The sequence below is a fragment of the Posidoniimonas polymericola genome (assembly GCF_007859935.1).
GTDB classification, from domain to species: Bacteria; Planctomycetota; Planctomycetia; order Pirellulales; family Lacipirellulaceae; genus Posidoniimonas; species Posidoniimonas polymericola.
In genome coordinates this window covers 182,822-201,555 of record NZ_SJPO01000006.1, presented here as the reverse complement: position 1 = coordinate 201,555, position 18,734 = coordinate 182,822, and the positions used below count along the sequence as shown (strand labels likewise).

At 66.2% G+C, this 18,734-nt stretch carries 20 protein-coding genes; 9 read left to right on the top strand and 11 right to left on the bottom strand.

Annotated elements, in window-relative coordinates:
* Positions 1–182 precede the first annotated feature (182 nt).
* Positions 183–1,724: an OprO/OprP family phosphate-selective porin gene (locus tag Pla123a_RS13550; RefSeq protein WP_231956453.1), complete on the top strand. Its 1,542-nt coding sequence runs from the start codon at positions 183–185 to the stop codon at positions 1,722–1,724.
* A gap of 70 nt (positions 1,725–1,794) precedes the next feature.
* Positions 1,795–2,427, top strand: a complete 633-nt coding sequence (locus tag Pla123a_RS13545; protein WP_146587803.1) for a hypothetical protein — start codon at positions 1,795–1,797, stop codon at positions 2,425–2,427.
* Between the two features lie 12 nt (positions 2,428–2,439).
* On the opposite strand, the gene Pla123a_RS13540 is transcribed toward Pla123a_RS13545, so the two are convergent.
* The 6 genes from Pla123a_RS13540 to Pla123a_RS13515 all read right to left on the bottom strand — a co-directional run bounded on the left by Pla123a_RS13540 (position 2,440) and on the right by Pla123a_RS13515 (position 8,474).
* On the bottom strand, positions 2,440–3,735 hold the full coding sequence (locus tag Pla123a_RS13540) for a flavohemoglobin expression-modulating QEGLA motif protein (protein ID WP_146587800.1): 1,296 nt from the start codon (positions 3,733–3,735) through the stop codon (positions 2,440–2,442).
* Between the two features lie 83 nt (positions 3,736–3,818).
* On the bottom strand, positions 3,819–4,226 hold the full coding sequence (locus tag Pla123a_RS13535; RefSeq protein ID WP_146587798.1) for a response regulator: 408 nt from the start codon (positions 4,224–4,226) through the stop codon (positions 3,819–3,821).
* Between the two features lie 25 nt (positions 4,227–4,251).
* The gene (locus tag Pla123a_RS13530; protein ID WP_146587796.1) at positions 4,252–5,442 is read right to left on the bottom strand and encodes an HD domain-containing phosphohydrolase; all 1,191 of its coding nucleotides are present in this window, start codon (positions 5,440–5,442) and stop codon (positions 4,252–4,254) included.
* 18 nt (positions 5,443–5,460) lie between these two features.
* Entirely contained in the window at positions 5,461–6,678 is a 1,218-nt protein-coding gene (locus Pla123a_RS13525) for a response regulator (protein WP_146587794.1), read from the bottom strand.
* Positions 6,675–7,994, bottom strand: a complete 1,320-nt coding sequence (locus Pla123a_RS13520; RefSeq protein ID WP_146587792.1) for a PAS domain-containing sensor histidine kinase — start codon at positions 7,992–7,994, stop codon at positions 6,675–6,677. The genes Pla123a_RS13525 and Pla123a_RS13520 overlap by 4 nt, the downstream gene beginning before the upstream one ends.
* Positions 7,995–8,048: 54 nt before the next feature.
* Positions 8,049–8,474 (bottom strand): response regulator, encoded by a 426-nt coding sequence (locus tag Pla123a_RS13515; protein WP_146587790.1) that lies wholly within the window; start codon positions 8,472–8,474, stop codon positions 8,049–8,051.
* A gap of 219 nt (positions 8,475–8,693) precedes the next feature.
* Here Pla123a_RS13515 and Pla123a_RS13510 point away from each other — a divergent pair, with 219 nt between their 5' ends.
* The 3 genes from Pla123a_RS13510 (at position 8,694) to Pla123a_RS13500 (ending at position 11,303) form a co-directional block, all read left to right on the top strand.
* A complete protein-coding gene (locus tag Pla123a_RS13510) occupies positions 8,694–9,554 on the top strand; it encodes an MIP/aquaporin family protein (RefSeq protein ID WP_231956451.1) in 861 nt (286 codons plus the stop codon).
* 3 nt (positions 9,555–9,557) lie between these two features.
* Positions 9,558–10,352, top strand: a complete 795-nt coding sequence (locus tag Pla123a_RS13505) for a DUF6498-containing protein (protein ID WP_146587788.1) — start codon at positions 9,558–9,560, stop codon at positions 10,350–10,352.
* 207 nt (positions 10,353–10,559) lie between these two features.
* Positions 10,560–11,303, top strand: coding sequence for a YbaN family protein (locus Pla123a_RS13500; RefSeq protein WP_146587786.1), 744 nt, complete (start codon positions 10,560–10,562; stop codon positions 11,301–11,303).
* Here Pla123a_RS13500 and Pla123a_RS13495 read toward each other — a convergent pair whose 3' ends face one another.
* The 5 genes from Pla123a_RS13495 to Pla123a_RS13475 all read right to left on the bottom strand — a co-directional run bounded on the left by Pla123a_RS13495 (position 11,304) and on the right by Pla123a_RS13475 (position 16,109).
* Positions 11,304–12,521: a DNA cytosine methyltransferase gene (locus Pla123a_RS13495; protein ID WP_146587784.1), complete on the bottom strand. Its 1,218-nt coding sequence runs from the start codon at positions 12,519–12,521 to the stop codon at positions 11,304–11,306. It abuts the gene before it with no gap.
* Between the two features lie 60 nt (positions 12,522–12,581).
* Complete coding sequence (locus Pla123a_RS13490; protein WP_146587782.1) at positions 12,582–13,031, bottom strand: very short patch repair endonuclease; 450 nt, start codon at positions 13,029–13,031, stop codon at positions 12,582–12,584.
* A gap of 565 nt (positions 13,032–13,596) precedes the next feature.
* Complete coding sequence (locus Pla123a_RS13485) at positions 13,597–14,664, bottom strand: hypothetical protein (RefSeq protein ID WP_146587780.1); 1,068 nt, start codon at positions 14,662–14,664, stop codon at positions 13,597–13,599.
* A 63-nt stretch (positions 14,665–14,727) separates the two neighbouring features.
* Entirely contained in the window at positions 14,728–15,855 is a 1,128-nt protein-coding gene (locus Pla123a_RS13480) for an HlyD family secretion protein (protein WP_146587778.1), read from the bottom strand.
* Positions 15,852–16,109 (bottom strand): DUF3302 domain-containing protein, encoded by a 258-nt coding sequence (locus Pla123a_RS13475; protein ID WP_197527939.1) that lies wholly within the window; start codon positions 16,107–16,109, stop codon positions 15,852–15,854. Before Pla123a_RS13475 ends, Pla123a_RS13480 begins: the two co-directional genes overlap by 4 nt.
* A 181-nt stretch (positions 16,110–16,290) precedes the next feature.
* Here Pla123a_RS13475 and Pla123a_RS13470 point away from each other — a divergent pair, with 181 nt between their 5' ends.
* The 4 genes from Pla123a_RS13470 (at position 16,291) to Pla123a_RS13455 (ending at position 18,733) form a co-directional block, all read left to right on the top strand.
* Positions 16,291–16,788 (top strand): MarR family winged helix-turn-helix transcriptional regulator, encoded by a 498-nt coding sequence (locus tag Pla123a_RS13470; RefSeq protein ID WP_146587774.1) that lies wholly within the window; start codon positions 16,291–16,293, stop codon positions 16,786–16,788.
* Positions 16,789–16,902: 114 nt separating this feature from the next.
* Complete coding sequence (locus Pla123a_RS13465; RefSeq protein ID WP_146587772.1) at positions 16,903–17,601, top strand: pirin family protein; 699 nt, start codon at positions 16,903–16,905, stop codon at positions 17,599–17,601.
* A gap of 24 nt (positions 17,602–17,625) precedes the next feature.
* The gene (locus tag Pla123a_RS13460) at positions 17,626–18,048 is read left to right on the top strand and encodes a DoxX family protein (protein ID WP_146587770.1); all 423 of its coding nucleotides are present in this window, start codon (positions 17,626–17,628) and stop codon (positions 18,046–18,048) included.
* Positions 18,049–18,106: 58 nt separating this feature from the next.
* The gene (locus tag Pla123a_RS13455) at positions 18,107–18,733 is read left to right on the top strand and encodes an FMN-dependent NADH-azoreductase (RefSeq protein WP_146587768.1); all 627 of its coding nucleotides are present in this window, start codon (positions 18,107–18,109) and stop codon (positions 18,731–18,733) included.
* Position 18,734: the final 1 nt, after the last annotated feature.

Here is an 18,734-nt window from a genome sequence, read left to right as displayed (position 1 = left end):
GCGAAGATCTTAACAAGATCTTCATCGTCGGTGTGGCTAGACCCCTCCCATTGGCGCGATTGTCACGACGATATCAAACCTGTCGCCCATCTTGGTTGCGGCGATTCTCAGCTCTGTAGGGTCCGCGATCCGTTTAGCGGTTGTGCGCCCCATCCTTTGTCTCTCGCTGAAGGACCCCCACCTTGTCTTTTGCACTAATTAAGAGCCGCCGTCGCCAGGTCGGGGCTTGGGTAGCATTGTCGGCGGCATTTGGATTGGGCGCCACGGCCGGCGCCGAGGGATTCCGCCCCCTCCCGGCGGTCCCGTCCACCAAAGTCGTCAATCAGGTGGGCTACAACTCTTGGCTGGCAGAGGGCGAAGATGTTCCCGGCGCCAACATCGACGACAAAACAATCGAAGACCGCATGGGCGAGTTGGAGAAGAACTACAGCGCCCTGCAGGAAGACTACGACTCGCTGTCCAAGACGCTGGCGGGCTACGCCAAGACGGGGCACAGCAAGGCGACCATGAAGGTCAACGGTCGCATCCACGCCGATATGTGGACCTTCCCCGATTCTTCGCCGGGGGTGAACGAGATCGAAACCGAAGACCCGAACGTATCGCCGGCCGACCGGGTTGGCTTCCGTCGGATGCGGTTCGGCGTCAAGGGCGACCTGCCGTACAACATGGTCTACAAGATCGAGATGGAGTTTGCCGGCGGCAACGACGCCGAGTTCCGTGACGCCTACCTCGGCTGGGAAGAACTGCCGTTCGTCCAGACGCTGCTGATCGGCAATCAGAAGCGTCCCTACGGTTTGGACCACCTCAACAGCAGCCGCTACAACGTGTTCATGGAGCGGCCGTGGGTTATCGAGAGCTTCAACCAGGACGCCCGGCGGTTCGGCGTCTGCTCGTATGGCATCTCGGACGACCTCGCCTGGAACTGGCGGTACGGCGTCTACAATCAACGACTGATCCAGGACGAGGGCAACTACGTCAGCGACAACTTCCAGGCGCAGATCGCCGGCCGGCTGGCCAACACCATCTGGTACGACGAGTGCTCCGGCGGCCGTGGCTACGCCCACTGGGCCGTGGCCGGCACCTGGGCCGACACCGACGACGACGCCCTGACCAATAACTACGCGGGTTCGGGCGTCAGCGAGGCCCGCTTCCGCCACCGCCCCGAGGCCCGCTCGGCGAGCCGCTGGCTCGACACCGGCATCATCCCGGGCGGCGACGACTACACGCTGCTCGGCCTCGAGGGCGTCGTGAACGTTGGCGCCACGCAGCTCGTGGGCGAGTACCAGTTCGTCGACATGGACCGCACCGTAGGAAATGACGTCAACCTGCACGGCGGCTACGTCTACCTGTCTTACTTCCTGACCGGCGAGCACATCCCCTGGGACCGCGAGACGGGCTGTCTCGATCGCGTCGTGCCGTTCGAGAACTTCTTCCTGGTCGACCGCTGTCGCGGCGGCAGCGGCTGGGGCCTCGGCGCCTGGCAGGTCGCCCTGCGTTACTCGTACGCCGACTTCAACGACGAGGACATCTTCGGCGGCATCGGCGAGAGCATCACCGCCGGCATCAACTGGCACTGGACCCCCTACGCCCGGATGCAGTTCAACTACATCTACGGCGAGGTGACCGACCGCGACGCCGACAACGGCGAAAGCACGCCCGCCCCTGTGAACCTCGTGTCCGGCGATTACCACATCCTCGGCACCCGCCTGATGGTGGACTTCTAGTCGACCGGCGATCGTTCTCACAGGACCGAGTCCAACCTATCAACACCAACGGGTGAAACCGATGAAATCGATGCTTAAACTCACTGCCGCGGCGCTGCTGGCGCTAGTCTCGGCGCCGGCGATGGCCTCCGACGACGCCCTGCAGCAGCCTGACGTTACCGTGGCCGGGTACGACTGCTGCGAGCCGGCCTGCGACTTCCCGGCTGGCGGATGCTGCGGCGCCGCGGGCGACTGCGGATCTTGCTGTGGCGCGGGGGGCTGTGGTGACAACTGCTGCGGCGGTCGCGACTGCTGCGTGGCGACCGTGGAGAAGGTCAAGGTCGAGAAGCACTGCTGGTGCACCGAGACCAAGAAGGTGTGCGTCCCCAAGGTGGTTTGCCCGTGGGGCGAAGGCGGCTCTGGCCTGACCATCTTCAACTTCCTCCACAGGTCGAAGAATGGCGGCGGCAGCTGCGGTGACGCCTGCTGTGGCGACGCCTGCTGCGACACCGGGTGCTGCGGCGGTGGTTGCTGCGACAGCGGTTGCGGCGGCAACGGCTGTGGCTGCCTCAAGCCGCGGTGCGGCAAGGTTAAGTGCGTCAAGGACCTCGTCAAGAAGACGTACGAGTGCGAGGAGTGCGTCTGCAAGTGGGAGGTGCGTCGTCTGCCTCCGTGCGGTGACTGCTGCTCAACCGTGGACGCGTGCTGCGGCTGCGTTGAGTAGCGCCGCCCGGCGTTAGAGGATCGCCGAGTAGTCGGCCTCGATGCTCTCGAGCCGGAGCTTACGCAGGAACCCCGAGTAGCACATCCAGGCCGCCAGCCCGTGGAGGTTCTGGAACACGGGGGGGAGGTACGCGGGCGGTTGGACCAGGCCTTCTTCCACCAGGTTCGCCAGGACGTGCAGGTCGCCGAGCGTCGTCTTGCCGCAGAACAGCAGCGGCGCTCGGTCGAGCTTGCCCTTGCGGATCGCCAGCTGAAGGTAGTTGTAGACCAGCACGAAGCCCTTGCTGTAGCTGACGTCCTTAGTAAAGGGGCCGCCGTCGGGGGTGCTGCCGCGGAAGACGCGTGAGGCGAAGGTGTAAGCCTCGTCCTCACCGATGCCCTGGTCGCAGAAGAAGCGGTAGACCTCGATGAAGTCGGCCCCGTTCTCGGCCATGTTCACGGCCAGGATCCGGTTGGTGACCCGGCGGAGCCGTTCCGGGTAGCTCGCCAGCGAGACGTTCTCCACAAACACCGCGAGCCCCTCCTGGGTGACGGTCGCCGAGGGGGGGCCCTTGCTGAGGAAGGTACACACCGGCTGCGACTTGCCGTTGATGGTCGTGCCGAGGTGCACCCACCCCTCGTGCACCTCGAGCAGGCGGAGGTCCCGGTCGTTGAACATGGCGTCGGTGCGGAGCTTTATATAGTCGGAGCCCGCCGCGGCGTCCGACACGATGCCGTCGCTCGGCATGACCGTGACCTGCTCGTGCACGTCGGGCATCGACTCGGCGAGCCGGGCCTGCAGCACGGCGACCGCATCGGCGCCGCGGATCGTGCGGGGCTCGGGTTCCAGCAGGCCGCTGCGGTCGATCTCGCCGAGCGCCTCGGCCATCATCATGCCGAAGTCGGCCAGCGTTGGCTCGCCGGCGTGGAACGCGTCGAGCGGGCTGCCGTACAGCTCGCGTGACAACAGCGAGAAGGTGGGCGTGCCCCGCGAGGCGAGCATCTGCACAACCTCGCCGTACTCGCGGCACATCCGCCGCATGATCGCGCCGGCCGGGCTGTACTCGCCCAGCTTGCGGCGGATCTTAAGCTCCAGGTCGAGCAGCTCTTCACGCTTGCTCGCGGGCTCGAACCCGAGGTCCCGCCGGGCGTAGTAGTCGGCGTCGACCCGGGGCAGCCGGGACGCGCCGCCGGCAAAAAAGTCCGCCCGGACCGAGTCGTCCCAGTTCACGGCGTCGAGGATCCGCAGCGGCTGCTGCGCAGCGACCAGCTGGTCGCTGAGTTCGCGGATGGTTTCTTGCTGCTTAGTGAGCGTCGATATGTCGGGCACGGTGGGGCTCGGGAGGTGGGGCAACTGACGCCTGCCCGAGCATTAGAGCGTGCGGCGGCGGCCGCGTGAATGCCGACCGCGGGCTAGACCGCCGCCACGCCGCGTGCGGCGGCCTTTTCGCGGTGGTGGATCTCCAATCCTTGCAGGATTGCCTCGGCCAAGTCGACGGTGTCGAAGGGCTTTGAGAAAAATCGGAATACCTTGCCCTCTCTCACCGCCCGGCGGACGATCTCGGGGTTGGGGAAGCCGGTCAGCACGACCCGGACGATCTCGGGGCAGTTTTCTGCCACCCAGCCGAGCATCTCGGTGCCGGACTTGCCCGGCATGTTCTCGTCCGAGACCACTACCGACACCGGGTGCCGACGGATGACCTGCTCGGCCTCGTCCGCGGTCCGCGCGGTAAGCACGTGGTACGGCTGATTCCGCAGGGCGCGTGACAGGCCGTGGAGTAGGTTGATGTCGTCGTCGACGAGCAGGACAAAATCGTTCATTGCGATCCTCGCTTTCACTAGTTGACTAGGACGCCGCGGCGACCTCGGGGGCCATCCTGAGCCGTTCGGCTGCCTGCCTGCTGGCAAGCACGTGGATCGGTTGCTTGACGGAGTGGGTCTTGCAGTAGTTCGACAGCCGCTGGCGGAGCGTGAGGGTCACCTCCTGCCCCTGCGAGACGAGCATCGCACCCTCGGTGGTCACGACGTCCTCGGCCAGCTCCATGCCGTCCTGCAGCTCGGAGACCCGCACCTCAATCAGCACGTGGTCCTCGGCGCCCTCCAGGTGGCTGCGCATCCCCGCCAAGAGCTCGTGGTCGTGGCGGTGCGACGAGTCGCCCAGTTGTTCCAGCGCCAGCAGCGGGGTGATCCCCTGCCCCGCGGTCAGTTCGTCGAAGCTCTCGGCCAGGTCGATCAGTGCGCGGCCCCGTTCGATGGGGTCGACGACCTGCTCGTCGTGGTTTGCGGTGGCCGCGGGCGGCGTGCCGCACCGGCGGACGATCTCCGCTACGCGGTCGAGCTTCGGGCACTCGGCGATCAGGTCGGCCGCGGCGTCGAAACGCGAGTCGAGCGTCTGTCGCTCCTCTTTGGTCAGCTTGGCGCCGGAGCGGTGCTTGTTGAGGGTCTCCTCCGGCACGGTGATCCACCCCAATTGCGACAGCACCGCTGCCGTTTCGTACTCCCAGGCCTCGGGCAGCTTGAGCTGTTCGGCCAGCGAAGCGACAAACTTCTTGAGCCGCGCTGCGCGTCCGAACGCCTCGGGCTTGGTGATCGCCAGCACCCGGGACATCATCTCGATCGAGCCGCTCACCGCCTGGCGGACCAGCTCCAACTCTTCAATCCGACGTTGGTGCTCGTGGATGGCGTCGTCGATGGCCTTGGCGAGGTCATCGGCGTCGCAGGGCTTGTTGAGGAACCGGAAGACCTGCCCCTCGTTGATGGCGGCGGCCGCGGTCGCCTGGTCGGCGTTGCCGGTCAGCATGATCCGGACGCTCTCCGGAGCGACCGACGTGATGCGTTGCAGGAACTGCGCGCCGTTCACGCGGGGCATCTGCATGTCCGACACGATCACGGCGAACGGACCCAGGAAGTTGACCGCCGTCACGCCCTCCTCGCTGCAGAGGGCGGTCTCGAGGTCAAACCGGCGGCGCAGCCTGCGCTCGTACGCCTTGAGCACGTTAGCGTCGTCGTCGACGATCAGCACTTTCGCATTGGACATGGACGTGGTCGCGTGGGGCTAGGCGTTTGTGAGGTTTTTGGCGGGGTGGTCCCACTCTGCCTGCCAGGCCTCGATCCGGTCGGTCTTGCCGACGCGGTGCAGGTACTCGGCGTCGAGGCTCTCGTGCTCCGGCACGCCCTCGTTCTCGGCGTTGACGCCGACCTCCGCTACGTGGATGGTGGTCAGGGTGTCGAACTCCTCGCCCAGCGACCGCTGCGGGTCGTGGTGGTAGGTGACCGCGTTGACGATGTCGCCCGGCAGTCCCCACAGGCTCAGCAGATGGCCGCCGATGTCGGCGTGGGTGAAGCCGAAGGTTTCGGCCTCGAGCCGGGCGAGCGGCTGGCCCGAGGTGCACGCGAGCTCGATCGTGGCGTCGTAGTCCTCGGTGAAGTTCTCCGCCATGATGATCTGGCCGACGTCGTGCATCAGGCCGGCCAGCAGGGCGTTGTCGACAAACTCGACCGGCGACGACTCGGCGACCGCAATGCGGCGGGCCATCATCGCCACGCACAGGCTGTGGTCGACCAGGCCGCTCAGCGAGAGCCTGCCGAGCGACGCCTCCTCGAACTGACGGAAGACATTCGCCGAGAGGACCAGCGGCCGGATGATGTTCAGCCCCAGCAGGGCGGTCGCGTGCTCGACGTCGGTCACGTGGACCGGCAGGCCGAAGAACGACGAGTTGATCAGCTGCAGGATCTTGGCGGACATGCCGAGGTCCTGAGAGATAATCCGCCCGGCGCTCTCGATCGAGGCCTGCGGCGAGTTCATCTCTGCGATCAGCTCGGCGTAGGCGTCCGGGAGCGAGGGCAGCGACGAGAGCCTCGCGACAGCGCGGCGGACGGCCTTGCTGCGCGAGTCGTCGTGGGCGGCGCACGCCCGCTCGATCGTCTTCTCCAGCAGGTGCGGGTCGCAGGGCTTGGTGAGGTACTGGTGCGCGGGTCCGACGGCGCGGAGCGTCAGCTCCTGGTCGCTCTGGCCGGAGAGCACCAGCCGGATGGCGTCGGGCCAGTCCTCGCGGATGGCGCCGAGCAGTTCGGCGCCGTTCATGCCCGGCATACGCATGTCGGACACCACGACGTCAAACGGCTGCTCGCGCATCGCGGCCAGAGCTGCCTCGCCGCTGCCGGCGAAGGTCATGTCCCACTCCCGGCGTTTGCCGTGCAGCATGCGCCGCAGCCCCGCCAGGACGTTCGGCTCGTCGTCGACAAAGAGGACCCGAATGTTTCCGTTGCTCATTGCTTTTCACTCCCTACGGGGACGCGGATCGTGAACGACGCTCCGCCTTCTGGCCGGTTGCTTGCTTCCAGAGAACCGGCGTGCTTGTCTACGATGACGCTGCGGCTGATCGCCAACCCCTGACCCGTTCCGACGCCAACGTCCTTGGTGGTGAAGAAGGGGTCGAACACCTTAAGCAGCACATCCTCCGGGATGCCTGTGCCGGTGTCGGACACCTCGATCTCAACCGAGTCGCCCGCCGCGCGGGTGGCGATCCGGATCAGCCCCTTGTCGCCGCCCTTGCCCACGACGTCGCTGATGGCGTGGGCGGCGTTCACGACCAGGTTCAGAATCACCTGGTTGAAGTCGCCCGGCAGCACGGGGACGCTCGGCAGGTTGGGGTCGCAGTCGATCTGCACCTCCGCGACGTACTTCCACTCGTTCGTGGCGACCGTCACGGTGTTCTTGATGGCCGCGTTCAGGTCGGTCGGGATCTTTGCGGCGGTTCCAGGGTGCGAGAACTCCTTCATGGCCCGCACGATCGACGCCACGCGGTTGACGCCCTCGAGCGTCTGCGAGACCGCCGCCCCGATCTCCTCGGTGAGGTACGCGATGTCGGTCTCCTCGAGCAGCCGGTCGACCTCGGCCAGCGCCTGGTCGACCCCCTCGCCCGACCGGGCGGCCTCGGCGAGCCTGCCGTAGGTGTCGATCACCGCGAACAGCTCGTCCATGGTCTCTTGGACAAAGCGGGTGTTGTCGCCAACGTACTGGGTGGGCGTGTTGATCTCGTGGGCGATGCCCGCGGACAGCTGACCGATCGACTCTAGCTTCTGGGCGTGGGTGAGCTGCAGCTGCAGCTCATGCCTGGCCGAGATGTCGTGGATGAAGGCGTTGAAGCGGATCGACGAGCCGCACTGCATCATCGAGACCGAGGCCTCGACCGGCAGCTCTCTCCCGTCTTTTGTGCGGGTGTTGAGCTCGTGCCGCTTGCCCGCGCTGCTCGCGCAGATGAGCGTTTTGAGCCCACCGTTGGACTTGCCGCTGGCGTTGACAGAGAAGATCGTGTCCGCGAGCCGCAGCCCGACCGCCTCGTTGGCGGTCCAGCCGAAGAGCTGCTGCGCCTTGATGTTCCATTCGAGAATCAGACCCGCGGCGTCGGTGCAGATGAAGGCGTCGTTTGAGGTGTCGATCACCTCACGCCAGTCGATCACGCACTCGACCTTACCGCTGTCGGGGCGGTCCTTGTCGCGTTCGAGCGCCTCGAGTTGCGAGTTCAGGGCGGCGATGCCGGCGCTCAACTTACCCTGAGTCAGAGTGTCTTCGGTGAGTAGCGTCATGTGTCCCCTAAAGAGCGAATCGCGAGTACTTGCTATAGACTCCGCCACGGATCCCTATGAAACGCACCGTCGCAGCACTGCCTCGAGCACCTTAAAGTCAACCGGCTTCTGCAGCACCGCGACTACATTCTTGGCCGCCAGCCCGTACCCCTTCGCCTGGTTGGCGTAGCCGCTGAGCACGATTGTGGGAATCCCGGCGGTGGCCTGGTTCTCTTGTAGGCATTCTAGGAGATCTTGGCCCTCCCACCGTGGCATCCGCAGGTCGGTCACAATGACGTCAGGGCGGTTCATGAGGGTGAGCCAGTAGCCCTGCATGCCGTCGCTGGCCGGGGTGACGTGGAACGAGCGGCGGAGCAGCCGGCGGGCGTACGCGGCCGTGAGGTTCGGGTCGTCGTCGACCCACAGCACCTCGTGCTTCGCACGCCGAGACTTCGGGGCAGGGGCTGGGAGCTTGATCATTGGCAGGTCGATCGCGGACATAGGGCAGGACTCCGTGCGCTTTGCACTATCGATTAGTGGGGCGACCCCACGAGCATGTGGGGAGCGAAAAGAGAAGCACAACACGAGGCGCCATAGGCAGGGGCTGGCCCGCGGGCATGGCCGTGGACGCGCCGGCAACGTTGGGTGGTGGGTGGTGTAGACACCGCCCCTGCATCGAAAGAATAGCTTGCAAAAGACCCCCGGGAGAAGAATTTCGGTGTGGATTCTACGTGGTTCGCCGAGGCCGCGGCGCTGACAACCGCGGCGCCGGCCGGTATCTTGGTGGCCTGGACGACCTCCTCTAGCCCGCTGGTAATGATGCACCCCTACGTAGGCGAGTTTGTTGGCACAATGCTGCTGCTGATGCTCGGCAACGGCGTCAACGCGAATGTCTCCCTGCCGCGAACCGCCGGAGAGGGTTCGGGCTGGATTGTGATCAGCATCGGCTGGGGCATGTCGGTCTTTGTGGCCGCCTGGTGCGTGGCCGAGGTGAGCGGCGCCCACCTGAACCCCGCGGTTACGGTCGGGCTGGCCGCGGCCGGCAAGTTCGACTGGATGATGGCGCCCGGGTACATCGCGGCCCAGCTCTTGGGCGCGATCGCCGGCGCAGGAATCATGTACGCCATGTACCGCGACCACTTCCACGCCTGCGACGACCCCGACACCAAGCTCGGCGTGTTCTGCACGGCGCCCTGCATCAGCAGCCCGCTGCGCAACCTGTTCACCGAGGCGGTCGGCACGGCGATGCTGATCCTGGCGATCCTTGTGGTGGCCGACCCGAGCATCGCCACGCCGCTGGACTCGTCGGCCCCGGTCGGCGGCGGCGGCGAGGTAAAGATCGGCTTGGGGACGCTCGGCGTGCTGCGGGTCGGACTGCTGGTGGTGGCGATCGGGCTGTGCCTGGGCGGGCCGACCGGCTACGCAATCAACCCGGCCCGCGACCTCGGCCCGCGGATCGCCCACGCCCTGCTGCCAATCCCCGGCAAACGCGACGCCAACTGGTCGTACAGCTGGGTGCCGGTGGTTGGTCCCTTGCTCGGCGGGGTTGGCGCCGCATTGGCCTACTTGCTGTTGTGGTGACGCATGCAGTGGTTTGGTGAGATGATCACTCGGGAGCGGCTGCTCCAACGCCGCTGGTCGGTGGCGTCGCTGCTGGCGGCGAACCTGCTGCCGCTGCTGGGCGTGGTGTTCTTCGGCTGGAGCACGTTCGAGGTTGTCATCCTGTACTGGTTTGAAAACGTCGTGATCGGCGTGATCAACGTGCTGAAGATGATCACCTGCGCTCCCGATTCGTACGAGGAAAGCCTCGCACGCCTGACCCGTGGCGAGGACGAGGTCACCGCCCACCTGATCAAGGAGCAGGCCAAGGCGATCTCTGACTCTCCGTGGCTCAACCACGGCGCCAAGTTCTTCTTCGTTCCGTTCTTCATTGTGCACTACGGGATGTTCTGCCTGGTGCACGGTGTGTTTGTCGTGGTGCTGCTCGGCGGCGACAAGCCGCTCGAGGGCCGCATGGGCCCGCCCTCTGGATGGCTGAGCCCCGGCCTCTTGGTGGCCGCCGCGGCCCTGGCCGCCAGCCACCTGGTGTCGTTCTTCCGCAACTACCTGGCAGGCGGCGAGTACCGCCGCACCATCCTTCCCGAGCTGATGGCCAAGCCGTACCCGCGGATAGTGGTCCTCCATATGGCGATCGTCCTCGGCGCGTTCGTTACGCTGATGCTGAACAGCCCGATCCTGCTGCTGGTAATCCTGGTTGTCGGCAAGACGCTGCTGGACCTCAGCCTGCACCTAGCCGAGCACCGAGAGCCCGACGCCGACTCGCCCGGGCTTGGCGGACCCGCCGCGCCAACGACGGTCCCTGTGGCGGACGGCGAGTAGGGATCTGTGACGGACCCCGAGTAGGGCTGGCGAGCCTCCACCCTCTCCCGCACCACCGGCACGACCCGCACGCCCCGCCGGTAATGCCGCGGGGATTCCACGGTGGCCACCGCCCCGCCGCCGTAGCGCTGCCGCGGGAAGCTACCTCTTTACGTTGCGGTCCCGAGGCGGGGCCGCCGCCAGAGCGACTCCCCCAAGGCAGCCCGCATGTCCTCCCGCCAGCCCAGCGTGACCCTCACCTTCGGCATCCCCGCGGTCCCCGACTTTTGTGTCACCGAGGACGCGATCCGGGTCCGCTGCAAGGACGTCGACGCCGCCGGCATTGTGGCCAGGCGGCTGCTGCGTTCGGCCGATGTCCGCTCGGTGGTGTACGACGCCCAGCAGTCGCAGGCCAAGGTCTGCCTCCGCAGCGGCGCGTCGGCCAGCCGGATCCTGGGCGAGGTTGCGCTGCTCGCCAACAACCAGACCACTGCGCTCAAACGGGCCGCCGCCACCCTCCGCCAGGTCGACGATGTGGTCACCTGGACCGACGTCGCGCTCGGCGCCACCAGCTATGTCCGGGCGCCGTCCCAGGCGACCGGCCTGAAGCGGGCCCTGCTGTTGTTCGGCGCCGCGGCCTCCTTTGCGCTGGCCGCGATCGGCGTTGTGGTGCCTGGTCTGCCAACCACACCGCTGCTCTTGATCACCAGCTACTGCCTGCTGCGGACCTCCCGCACGCTGCACCAGCGGCTGATCAACTCCCGCGTGTTCGGGCCGTTCCTGAAGGACTGGCACGCCCACCGCGCGGTGCGGCCCGGCGTCAAGCCGACCGCGCTCGCCACGATGGCGTTGGTCCTTGCCGCTTCGCTCTGGTTGGGCGGGCTGCCGGCCGCGGCCAAGGTGGGCATTCTGGCAATGGCCGCCATCGGCGCTCTGGTCGTTCTGCGGATCCCGGTGATCAAGCACACGTAGTCAATCGCTCTGGGCAGCCGGCGCAGCCGCGTGCGGCTCGAGCCAGTGCTCGGCCAGCCACGCCACCACGTCGACGCACACCGCGTCGCCGAAGCCAAACAACGCCTGGTTCAGCCGCGTCGTGACGTTGTAGCCGTCCGCGCCCATCAGCCGGGCGCACTCGTCGGCGTTCAGCAGCCGCACCCGGTGCTCGCCGTGGCCGGCCTGGAACAGGATCTGCCGCCCGCTGCCCCCCTTGGGCGTTCGCAGGCAGCCGGCGATGCCGTCGGTCCGCAGCTCGGCCATGCTCTTCTTGTTGCGGACCCGGCGAAACACGGTGCCGTAGCTCCACCGCTTGCCGGCGATCATCTTGTCGGCGGTCGCCCGGTGCCGCTCGCTCATCTGGTTCAATAAATAGTCCGCCCGCTCCCGCGACCACCACTCCGGCGAGTCGTCCGCCGGGTGGTCGAGGATCTCGTCGAGCTTCACCTGCCCCCGCTCCGGCGGCTCGGGCAACGCCGCAATCGACCACCGCGCGTCGGCCGCCGATTGCATCGCCGCGATTAGCTGCTTCGGCCGCAGCGCCGACGGCTGCAGCGTCTCCAGGTCCAGTGCACCCTCTGCCCTGCCCTCCCCTTCGCTCGACTGCACACCGAGCACAAACAGCCGCGGCCGGCTCTGCGGCACAAAGCACGCCGCGTCCAGCACCACCGAGTCGACCGCGTAGCCCTGGGCGGTCATCGCCGTGAGCAGCGAGCGGTAGTCGTCGCCGTTGTGCGAGGTCAGCAGCCCCGTGACGTTCTCGATCAGCAGCAGCGGCGGCTTCCGCTCGCCCAGGTTCTCCAGCAGCCGCATGAAACCCCAGAACGCGGACGACTCGCCCTGGTTGATGCCCCGCCGCGCGCCCGCCAGCGACAAGTCGGTGCACGGGAACGACGCGTGGGCCAGCGTCGCCGAGGGAATCGTGTCGGGCCTCTCGGCCAGCTCGTGGATGTCTTCTAGCAGGTAGTGCGGCGAGGGGCCGAAGTGCCCCTCGTACAGCTGCTTCTTGTCGGCCGCTAGGTCGTTGGCCAGCACCACCTCCCACCCCGCCCGCTCGAAACCCATCCGCGCCAGCCCGACGCCGGCAAAGAACTCCAGCACCGTCCGACCCTCCCGCGGCGGCGGGCACGGCGTGGCGTCGAACAACGCCCGCTGCTTGCTGGCGGCGGGTTGCTTCGCGGCGGCTCGGGTAGGCATTCCGTTGCACTCGATTTGGGGAGTAGGGAACGGCGATTATCCTGTTTCCTCAGACGCCGATCAACCGCCTCGCCGGCGGACCTCGTTCAGCAGCCGGGTCGGCAATTCTCCGGACTTTTCTATTGGCTTCAGCCCGCATTCCCACAGCGTCCAGACCGCGTAGCCCGCCTCACGCAGCTCCCGGGCGACCCGCCGGTCGCGGCGGCGGTTGCGGGCGATCTTCGCCAGCCAGTAATCACGGTTGTTCTTCGGCGCCCGGGCGCCGCGGGGGCAGTCGTGCCCGTGCCAGAAGCAGCCGTGCACAAACAATGCGATGTCGGCCTCAACCAGCAAGAAGTCTGGCCGCCCGGGCAGCCGCGCCACATCCCGCCGGTAACGGACCCGCGCCCCGCGCAGCAGCCGCGCGACCAGCAGCTCGGGCCTCGTGTCGCGGCTCTTGACCGCCCGCATCGTGCGGCTCCGCTGCAGTGCTGATTCGCGGGCCGATGCCTGGACTGATTCCTTCGCCATACCGCTCACTAATTCACTCCGCGCGAGGCGAGCGACTCTTGTCCTGGCTGAGTTTTGTCCGCAATTACGGCATTGATTTATAAGGACAAAAGTCGGGGGCCATTTCGGGCGCCGGTCGCCCTAAGTCGTTTTCTTGGTTGTCGTTGCCGCGCTGCCCCTCCGCGTCGACCGCCGAATTTCGTCCCTTTTTGCGCGCCGCAGGGACAAAACTCGGACGCCGCGTCGGCGCCAGACACGAACCACACGCCGCACGGACGTTCCCCGAGCCCCCTCTTCAGAGGCGGCAGAGAACCCCCGGTAATGCCCTTATTGGACCGCGCTGGGAGGCATTTTTCTACCAGAAACTGGCGAGAAACCGGATCGATAGGATTCGTTACCTGTGCTGACTCTTGTTCCCAAAGTCGTATGAGAACAGGAGGAAACAAAGCAAACAAAGAGCAGGGTGCGATGCCGATACTGGTTGTCGCAATGCAAACGGAAACCAGCTGCGGCGAGAAGCCCGCCCAGAACCTAATTCGCATGCCTACGTAGGCGTGGCGCCCGGCGTCGATCGGTAGTCATCGCATCAGTCCAACACCATCGGGTCGTACGGGCTGTCGCCGTACTCGAAGCGGAGCGACGGCTTCGTCCGGTGGTCGATAACCTGCAACCCCTTGCGGATGCCGGGCCAGTGGTGTGCGTCGAAGTAGTTGGCGGGCAGCTCGAAGTCGCCGTACTCGACGGAGTCGATCGTGAGTTCTGCCTTAGAATCCTCGGCTCGGTTGTCCACTTCGGCGAGCGTTCCCGCTTCGCGCTGGGTCCAGACGCCGCGCGAGAGGAAGAATACACCCGGGGCAAGTTCGGAGTACTCGCTGGTGATGCGCCGGTGGCTCACGTAGTCTCTTGGCGTTCGACCGCCCGATTGCCGCTCGATGAAGTCGGTCATGAGGAAGCCCCTGGCTGGGTCGAGCGTAACTTCGGTGAACGCGTTGTGCGGAGGTTCGGTCATTTTCCCTTCGACAACAATCCGAAGCGGACTTCCTTCGACCACCCGAGTAGTCCAGTGTTCAGTGTCGATTTCGTTGCCACGGATCGTGCTTGCGAGCTCGCGGCAGAACTGGCTGACCGTCAGCACCTCTCCGTTCCAAGCAACCCCGAAGAACAATGCCAGCCGGCTGGAGAGCCACGCCGGCATCCGCTCCCGCTGCGCTAGCGGCGGGTCGATGACGAGCGTGTTGCGGCTCGAGCTGTAGAAGGCGACGCCGTCGTCGAGCCAGTAGGTCGTGGTCCCCGCCGACGGCCTCTTGGTGAAGTGCAGGTCGAGCCGGCCCCGGCCGTTCTGCACGGCCATGTCGTACCGCTCGCCGCGCGGCTCGATGTGGGCCTTCACGTGGAGGTTCGCGAACTGGCGTTCCCGCTTGGCGGCGGCGTCGGCGATCTGCGTCAGCCGCTCGGCGACTTCCTGGAGCGAAGTGGCCGCCTGGAGCGAAGTGCCCGTATCGCGCCTACCGGCCTGCCTAGGCTCCTCGGCCGGCAGCCGCTGGGGCGCCAGGCATAGCCCAAAGCCGACAGCGCAGATGGCAACGGGTACGAGGCGGGCGAGCGGCGCCCTGGATTTGCAAATGTTTACGCTGCGAGAGATCCATCCGGACATCCTTGCCTGACCTTCCGTGAAGCCGTTTGTTTGTCGTTTAGCGACGCCACCGCACCGCTTCAGTTACCACAGGTAGTTCGTCCAGGCCGTCATCCGCAGCATCACCTTTCGGATCACGTGGGCGAAGGTGACGTGGTCGGTGTAGATCGCCGCGACGCCGACTGCGCCGCCCGGCAGCGTGTTGGCGTCGACGCTCGGGTCGGTCAGTTCGAGCACCACCTGGTAGGGCTCGGCGCGTTGCTGTTTGGCGGTGATGTCTTCCACCACGCCCGAGGTGCGCACCTGCCCGCCCGAGGTGACTGCCGCGACTCCCACAACCTTGGCGGCGAAGGTGCGGCCCGGGCGGAACTTCAGGACGACCTCGGCCGGCTGGTCGGCGCGGACGTAGCGGAGCTGGTTCTGCTGGATCGCCACCGCGATCCGCGTGCGGTCGGTCTCGACAAACAGCAGCGAGCCCCGCATCGGCATCGCCGCCACCCGCGTGCCAGGGCTGAGGGCAAGCTGCTGCACGACGCCCTTGGTTGGCGCCCGGACCGTGGCGTGATCGAGGTCGTACTGCGCGCGGGCGAGGGCCTGGGTCGCCTGGGCGACCGCGGTGTTCTCGCCCTCGGCGGTGACCGAGTCGAACTGAACCTGCGCCTGGTTGAGCCGCGCGGCCGCCTCCTTCACTGCCCGATCGGCGACCACAGCCGAGCGGAGGTCGGCCTCGTACTCTTCTTGGGTCACCGCGCCGCTCCCGACCAGCCGCTTGCTGCGGCCGAGCTTAGCGCTGGCCTGGTCACGCTCGGCCTCGGACCGTGCGACCGCGGCCTCGGCTATTTCTACCGACGCCTGCAGCAGCTTGGGCTGCTGGCGGGCCTCGTCGAGCGCGGCGGTCAGTCGGCGGACGTCGTCGCGGAATGGCTCGGGGTCGATCTGGAACAGGGGGTCGCCCTCCTCGACCTCGGTGAGCGGTGTCACGGGCACCTCGGTCACCTGTCCCGACACGGCGGGCACGATCTCGATCACGTTGCGGAACACGCCAACCGGTCCGGCGGGAGCTCCCCACTGCAGCGGCACAAATAGCGTCACGTTCAGCAGCAAAAACCAGGCGATCGGCGACAGCTTCCAGGCCAGGTTCAGCCGGATAATGCCGGCTGCCTTCAGCGCGAAGAGCAGACCGATATACAGCAGCGTGAGGAAGATGATCATTGCTCTTGGCCCTCGCCGGTCGTGGCCTGGTGAGCCGGCGTCGACGGGTACCGCCAGAACGCCCACACGTACGCCGCCGGCAGCAGCACGCCGGCGGTCAGCAGCCCCAGCCAGCCACAGACGCCCACCGCCTCGGCCTGCGGGTGGTTGCGCCCGCGGGCGATCTGCCCCGGCAAGTAGCCGAGCGTCAGCACGACGGCGATCGCAGTCGCAACCAGGACTATAAGGATCAACAGGGCGAAGTAATCGAGCATCGCTAGCACTCCATCTGGTGGCACGAGGCAGCAGCATTCTAGCGGATGACCAATGCCGCAGAGAGTCATTTCTCCGGAAAGAACCTTCTGTGGGCTTGCCGCGTAAATAGTTTATGTGTAAACTAAATGGCGGCCGATAAGACTGGCTGCCCAGCATGTTCTGTTCGTGAATTGTCCCCCCATGCCCGACCGCCTGCGGCAAGAACTGAAGAAACGCGACCCGTTCGACTCGATCGAGCAGGAGGCGACGCTGTCGTTGGTGCGGACAGCGGACCAGCTGGAGAACCGCTTCGGGCGGCTGTTCCGCGAGTTCGGCCTGACGAGCTCGCAGTACAACGTGCTGCGGATCCTCCGCGGCGAGGGCGCCCCGCTGCCGTCGCTAGAGATCGCCAGCCGGTTGCTGTGCGTCGCGCCGGCGATCACCGGCCTGATCAACCGGCTCGAAGACCAGGGCATGGTCAAGCGGCGGCGGTGCGAGCAGGACGGCCGCGTGGTGTATGTCGAGATTACCAAGCCGGGGCTGGCGGTGCTCGGCCGGCTCGACAAACCGCTGTTGGCGCTGCACAAGTGTGCGATGTCCCCCCTAAGCAATACCGAGCAGAAGCAGTTGATCGCGCTGCTAGAGAAGTGCCGGCAGTCGTCCGCGCTGACCGGCGACGCACCAAGCGGCGCTCCGTAGGGTGTTCTGTTTTTTTGAGTGGGTTCTGTTTTTCAGTAAATAGTTGATTGGTTAAGTAGTTGGCCGCGGCACTTCAACCAGGGCTCTGCGGCGAATCGAGGGAGTTCGGAAGAAATGATCCAGATCAGAAAAGCCAATGAGCGGGGCCACCTCGACCACGGCTGGCTCGATACGTACCACACCTTCTCCTTCGGCGACTACTACGACCCCGACCACACCCGCTTTCGCACGCTGCGGGTGATGAACGAGGACCGCGTCGCCGCCGGGCAAGGCTTCGGCATGCACCCGCACCGCGACATGGAGATCGTCACCTACGTGCTGTCGGGCGAGCTCCGGCACGAGGACTCGATGGGCAACGGCGAGGTCATCCGGGCGGGCGAGCTGCAGCGGATGACAGCGGGCTCGGGCCTGCTGCACAGCGAGTTCAACCCTTCCTCGAGTGAGCCGACGCACCTGTACCAGATCTGGCTGCTGCCACGCGAGAAGGGCCTCACGCCGAGCTACGAGCAGCGGCTGTTTGACCCCGCCGGGCGGCGAGACCGGCTGCAGCTGGTCGCCGGGCCCGACGCCGATGAGGGCGCGCTGCGGGTGCAGCAGGACGCGCGGCTGTACCTCGCCGACCTGACCGCCGGCGGCGCGATCGAGCACCCGCTCCTCCCGAACCGGCACGCCTGGCTGCAGGTGCTGCGTGGGTCGGCGGCCGTAGACGGCAATAACCTGTCCGCCGGCGACGGCGCCGCGGTGAGCGACGTCGAGCAGATGCGCATCATCTCAGCCGACGGCGCCGAGGTGATGCTGTTCGACCTGAACTAAACCCGTAACCAGTTGGAGTTTGCGATGTCTGCCAATGCAGTCCTGACCGTTGTTGGCCGCGCGATGATCGCGGTGATCTTCTTGATGAGCGCCGTCGGCAACAAGATTCCACAGTTCAATAACGTCGCGGGCTACATGGCGTCCGAGGGCGTGCCCGCGCCGCAAGTCATGCTGTTCGGGGCGATTGTCTTCTTGATCGCCGGTTCGCTGTCGATCATTGTCGGCTACAGGGCCCGACTCGGGGCGGGACTGTTGCTTGTGTTCCTGATTCTAGCGACCTACTTCTTCCACGACTTCTGGACCATGGACGACCCGCAGGCCAAGCAAGACCAGATGATCCAGTTCCTGAAGAACCTGTCGCTGATGGGCACGATGTTGTTTCTGATTGCCAACGGCTCCGGTCCCTTGAGCCTAGACTCGCGGCGAACGTCGCCGGGGGGGGACTGAGCGGTTGCCGTCCACCCAAATTTACAAGCTTCCGATTCCTTAATCCCTAAGCACGATCATGGCCAAGCTCCTGCACATCGAGGCCTCGCCTCGCAAAGAACGCTCTCACTCGCTTAGTGTCGCCCGCGCGTTAATCGATGCCTATCGAGAGGCGAACCCAAACGACGAGGTCGAGACCTGGGACCTGTGGTCCACGCCGCTGCCCGAGTTCGACGACGCCGCGATCAACGCCAGCTACGCCGCCAAGCGAGGCCAGCCGCTGACAGCCGACCAGCAGGCCGCCTACGACCGGCTCGAGCAGGTGTTCGACCGCTTCGCGGCGGCCGACAAGTACGTGTTCAGCCTGCCGATGTGGAACTTCGGCGTCCCCTACAAGCTGAAGCACTTTATCGACGTGGTGTCGCAGTCGGGCATGGCGTTCAAGATCTTGCCCGAGGGGGGCTACGAGGGGCAGCTCGGCGGCCGGCCCACCGCGGTGGTTTACGCCAGCGGCGGCGACTACAGCTCGGAGCCAATGACGGCGATGGACCACCAACGATCCTACTTCGACCGCTGGCTGAACTTTGTCGGCATCACCGACGTTAAAGTCGTCAACGTCGCGGCGACCGCGGCCGACCCGGAGACCGTCAAGGCCGCCAGGGCGAAGGCCGAGCAGCAGGCACGGGAGGTTGGGGCCTCGCTCTAGA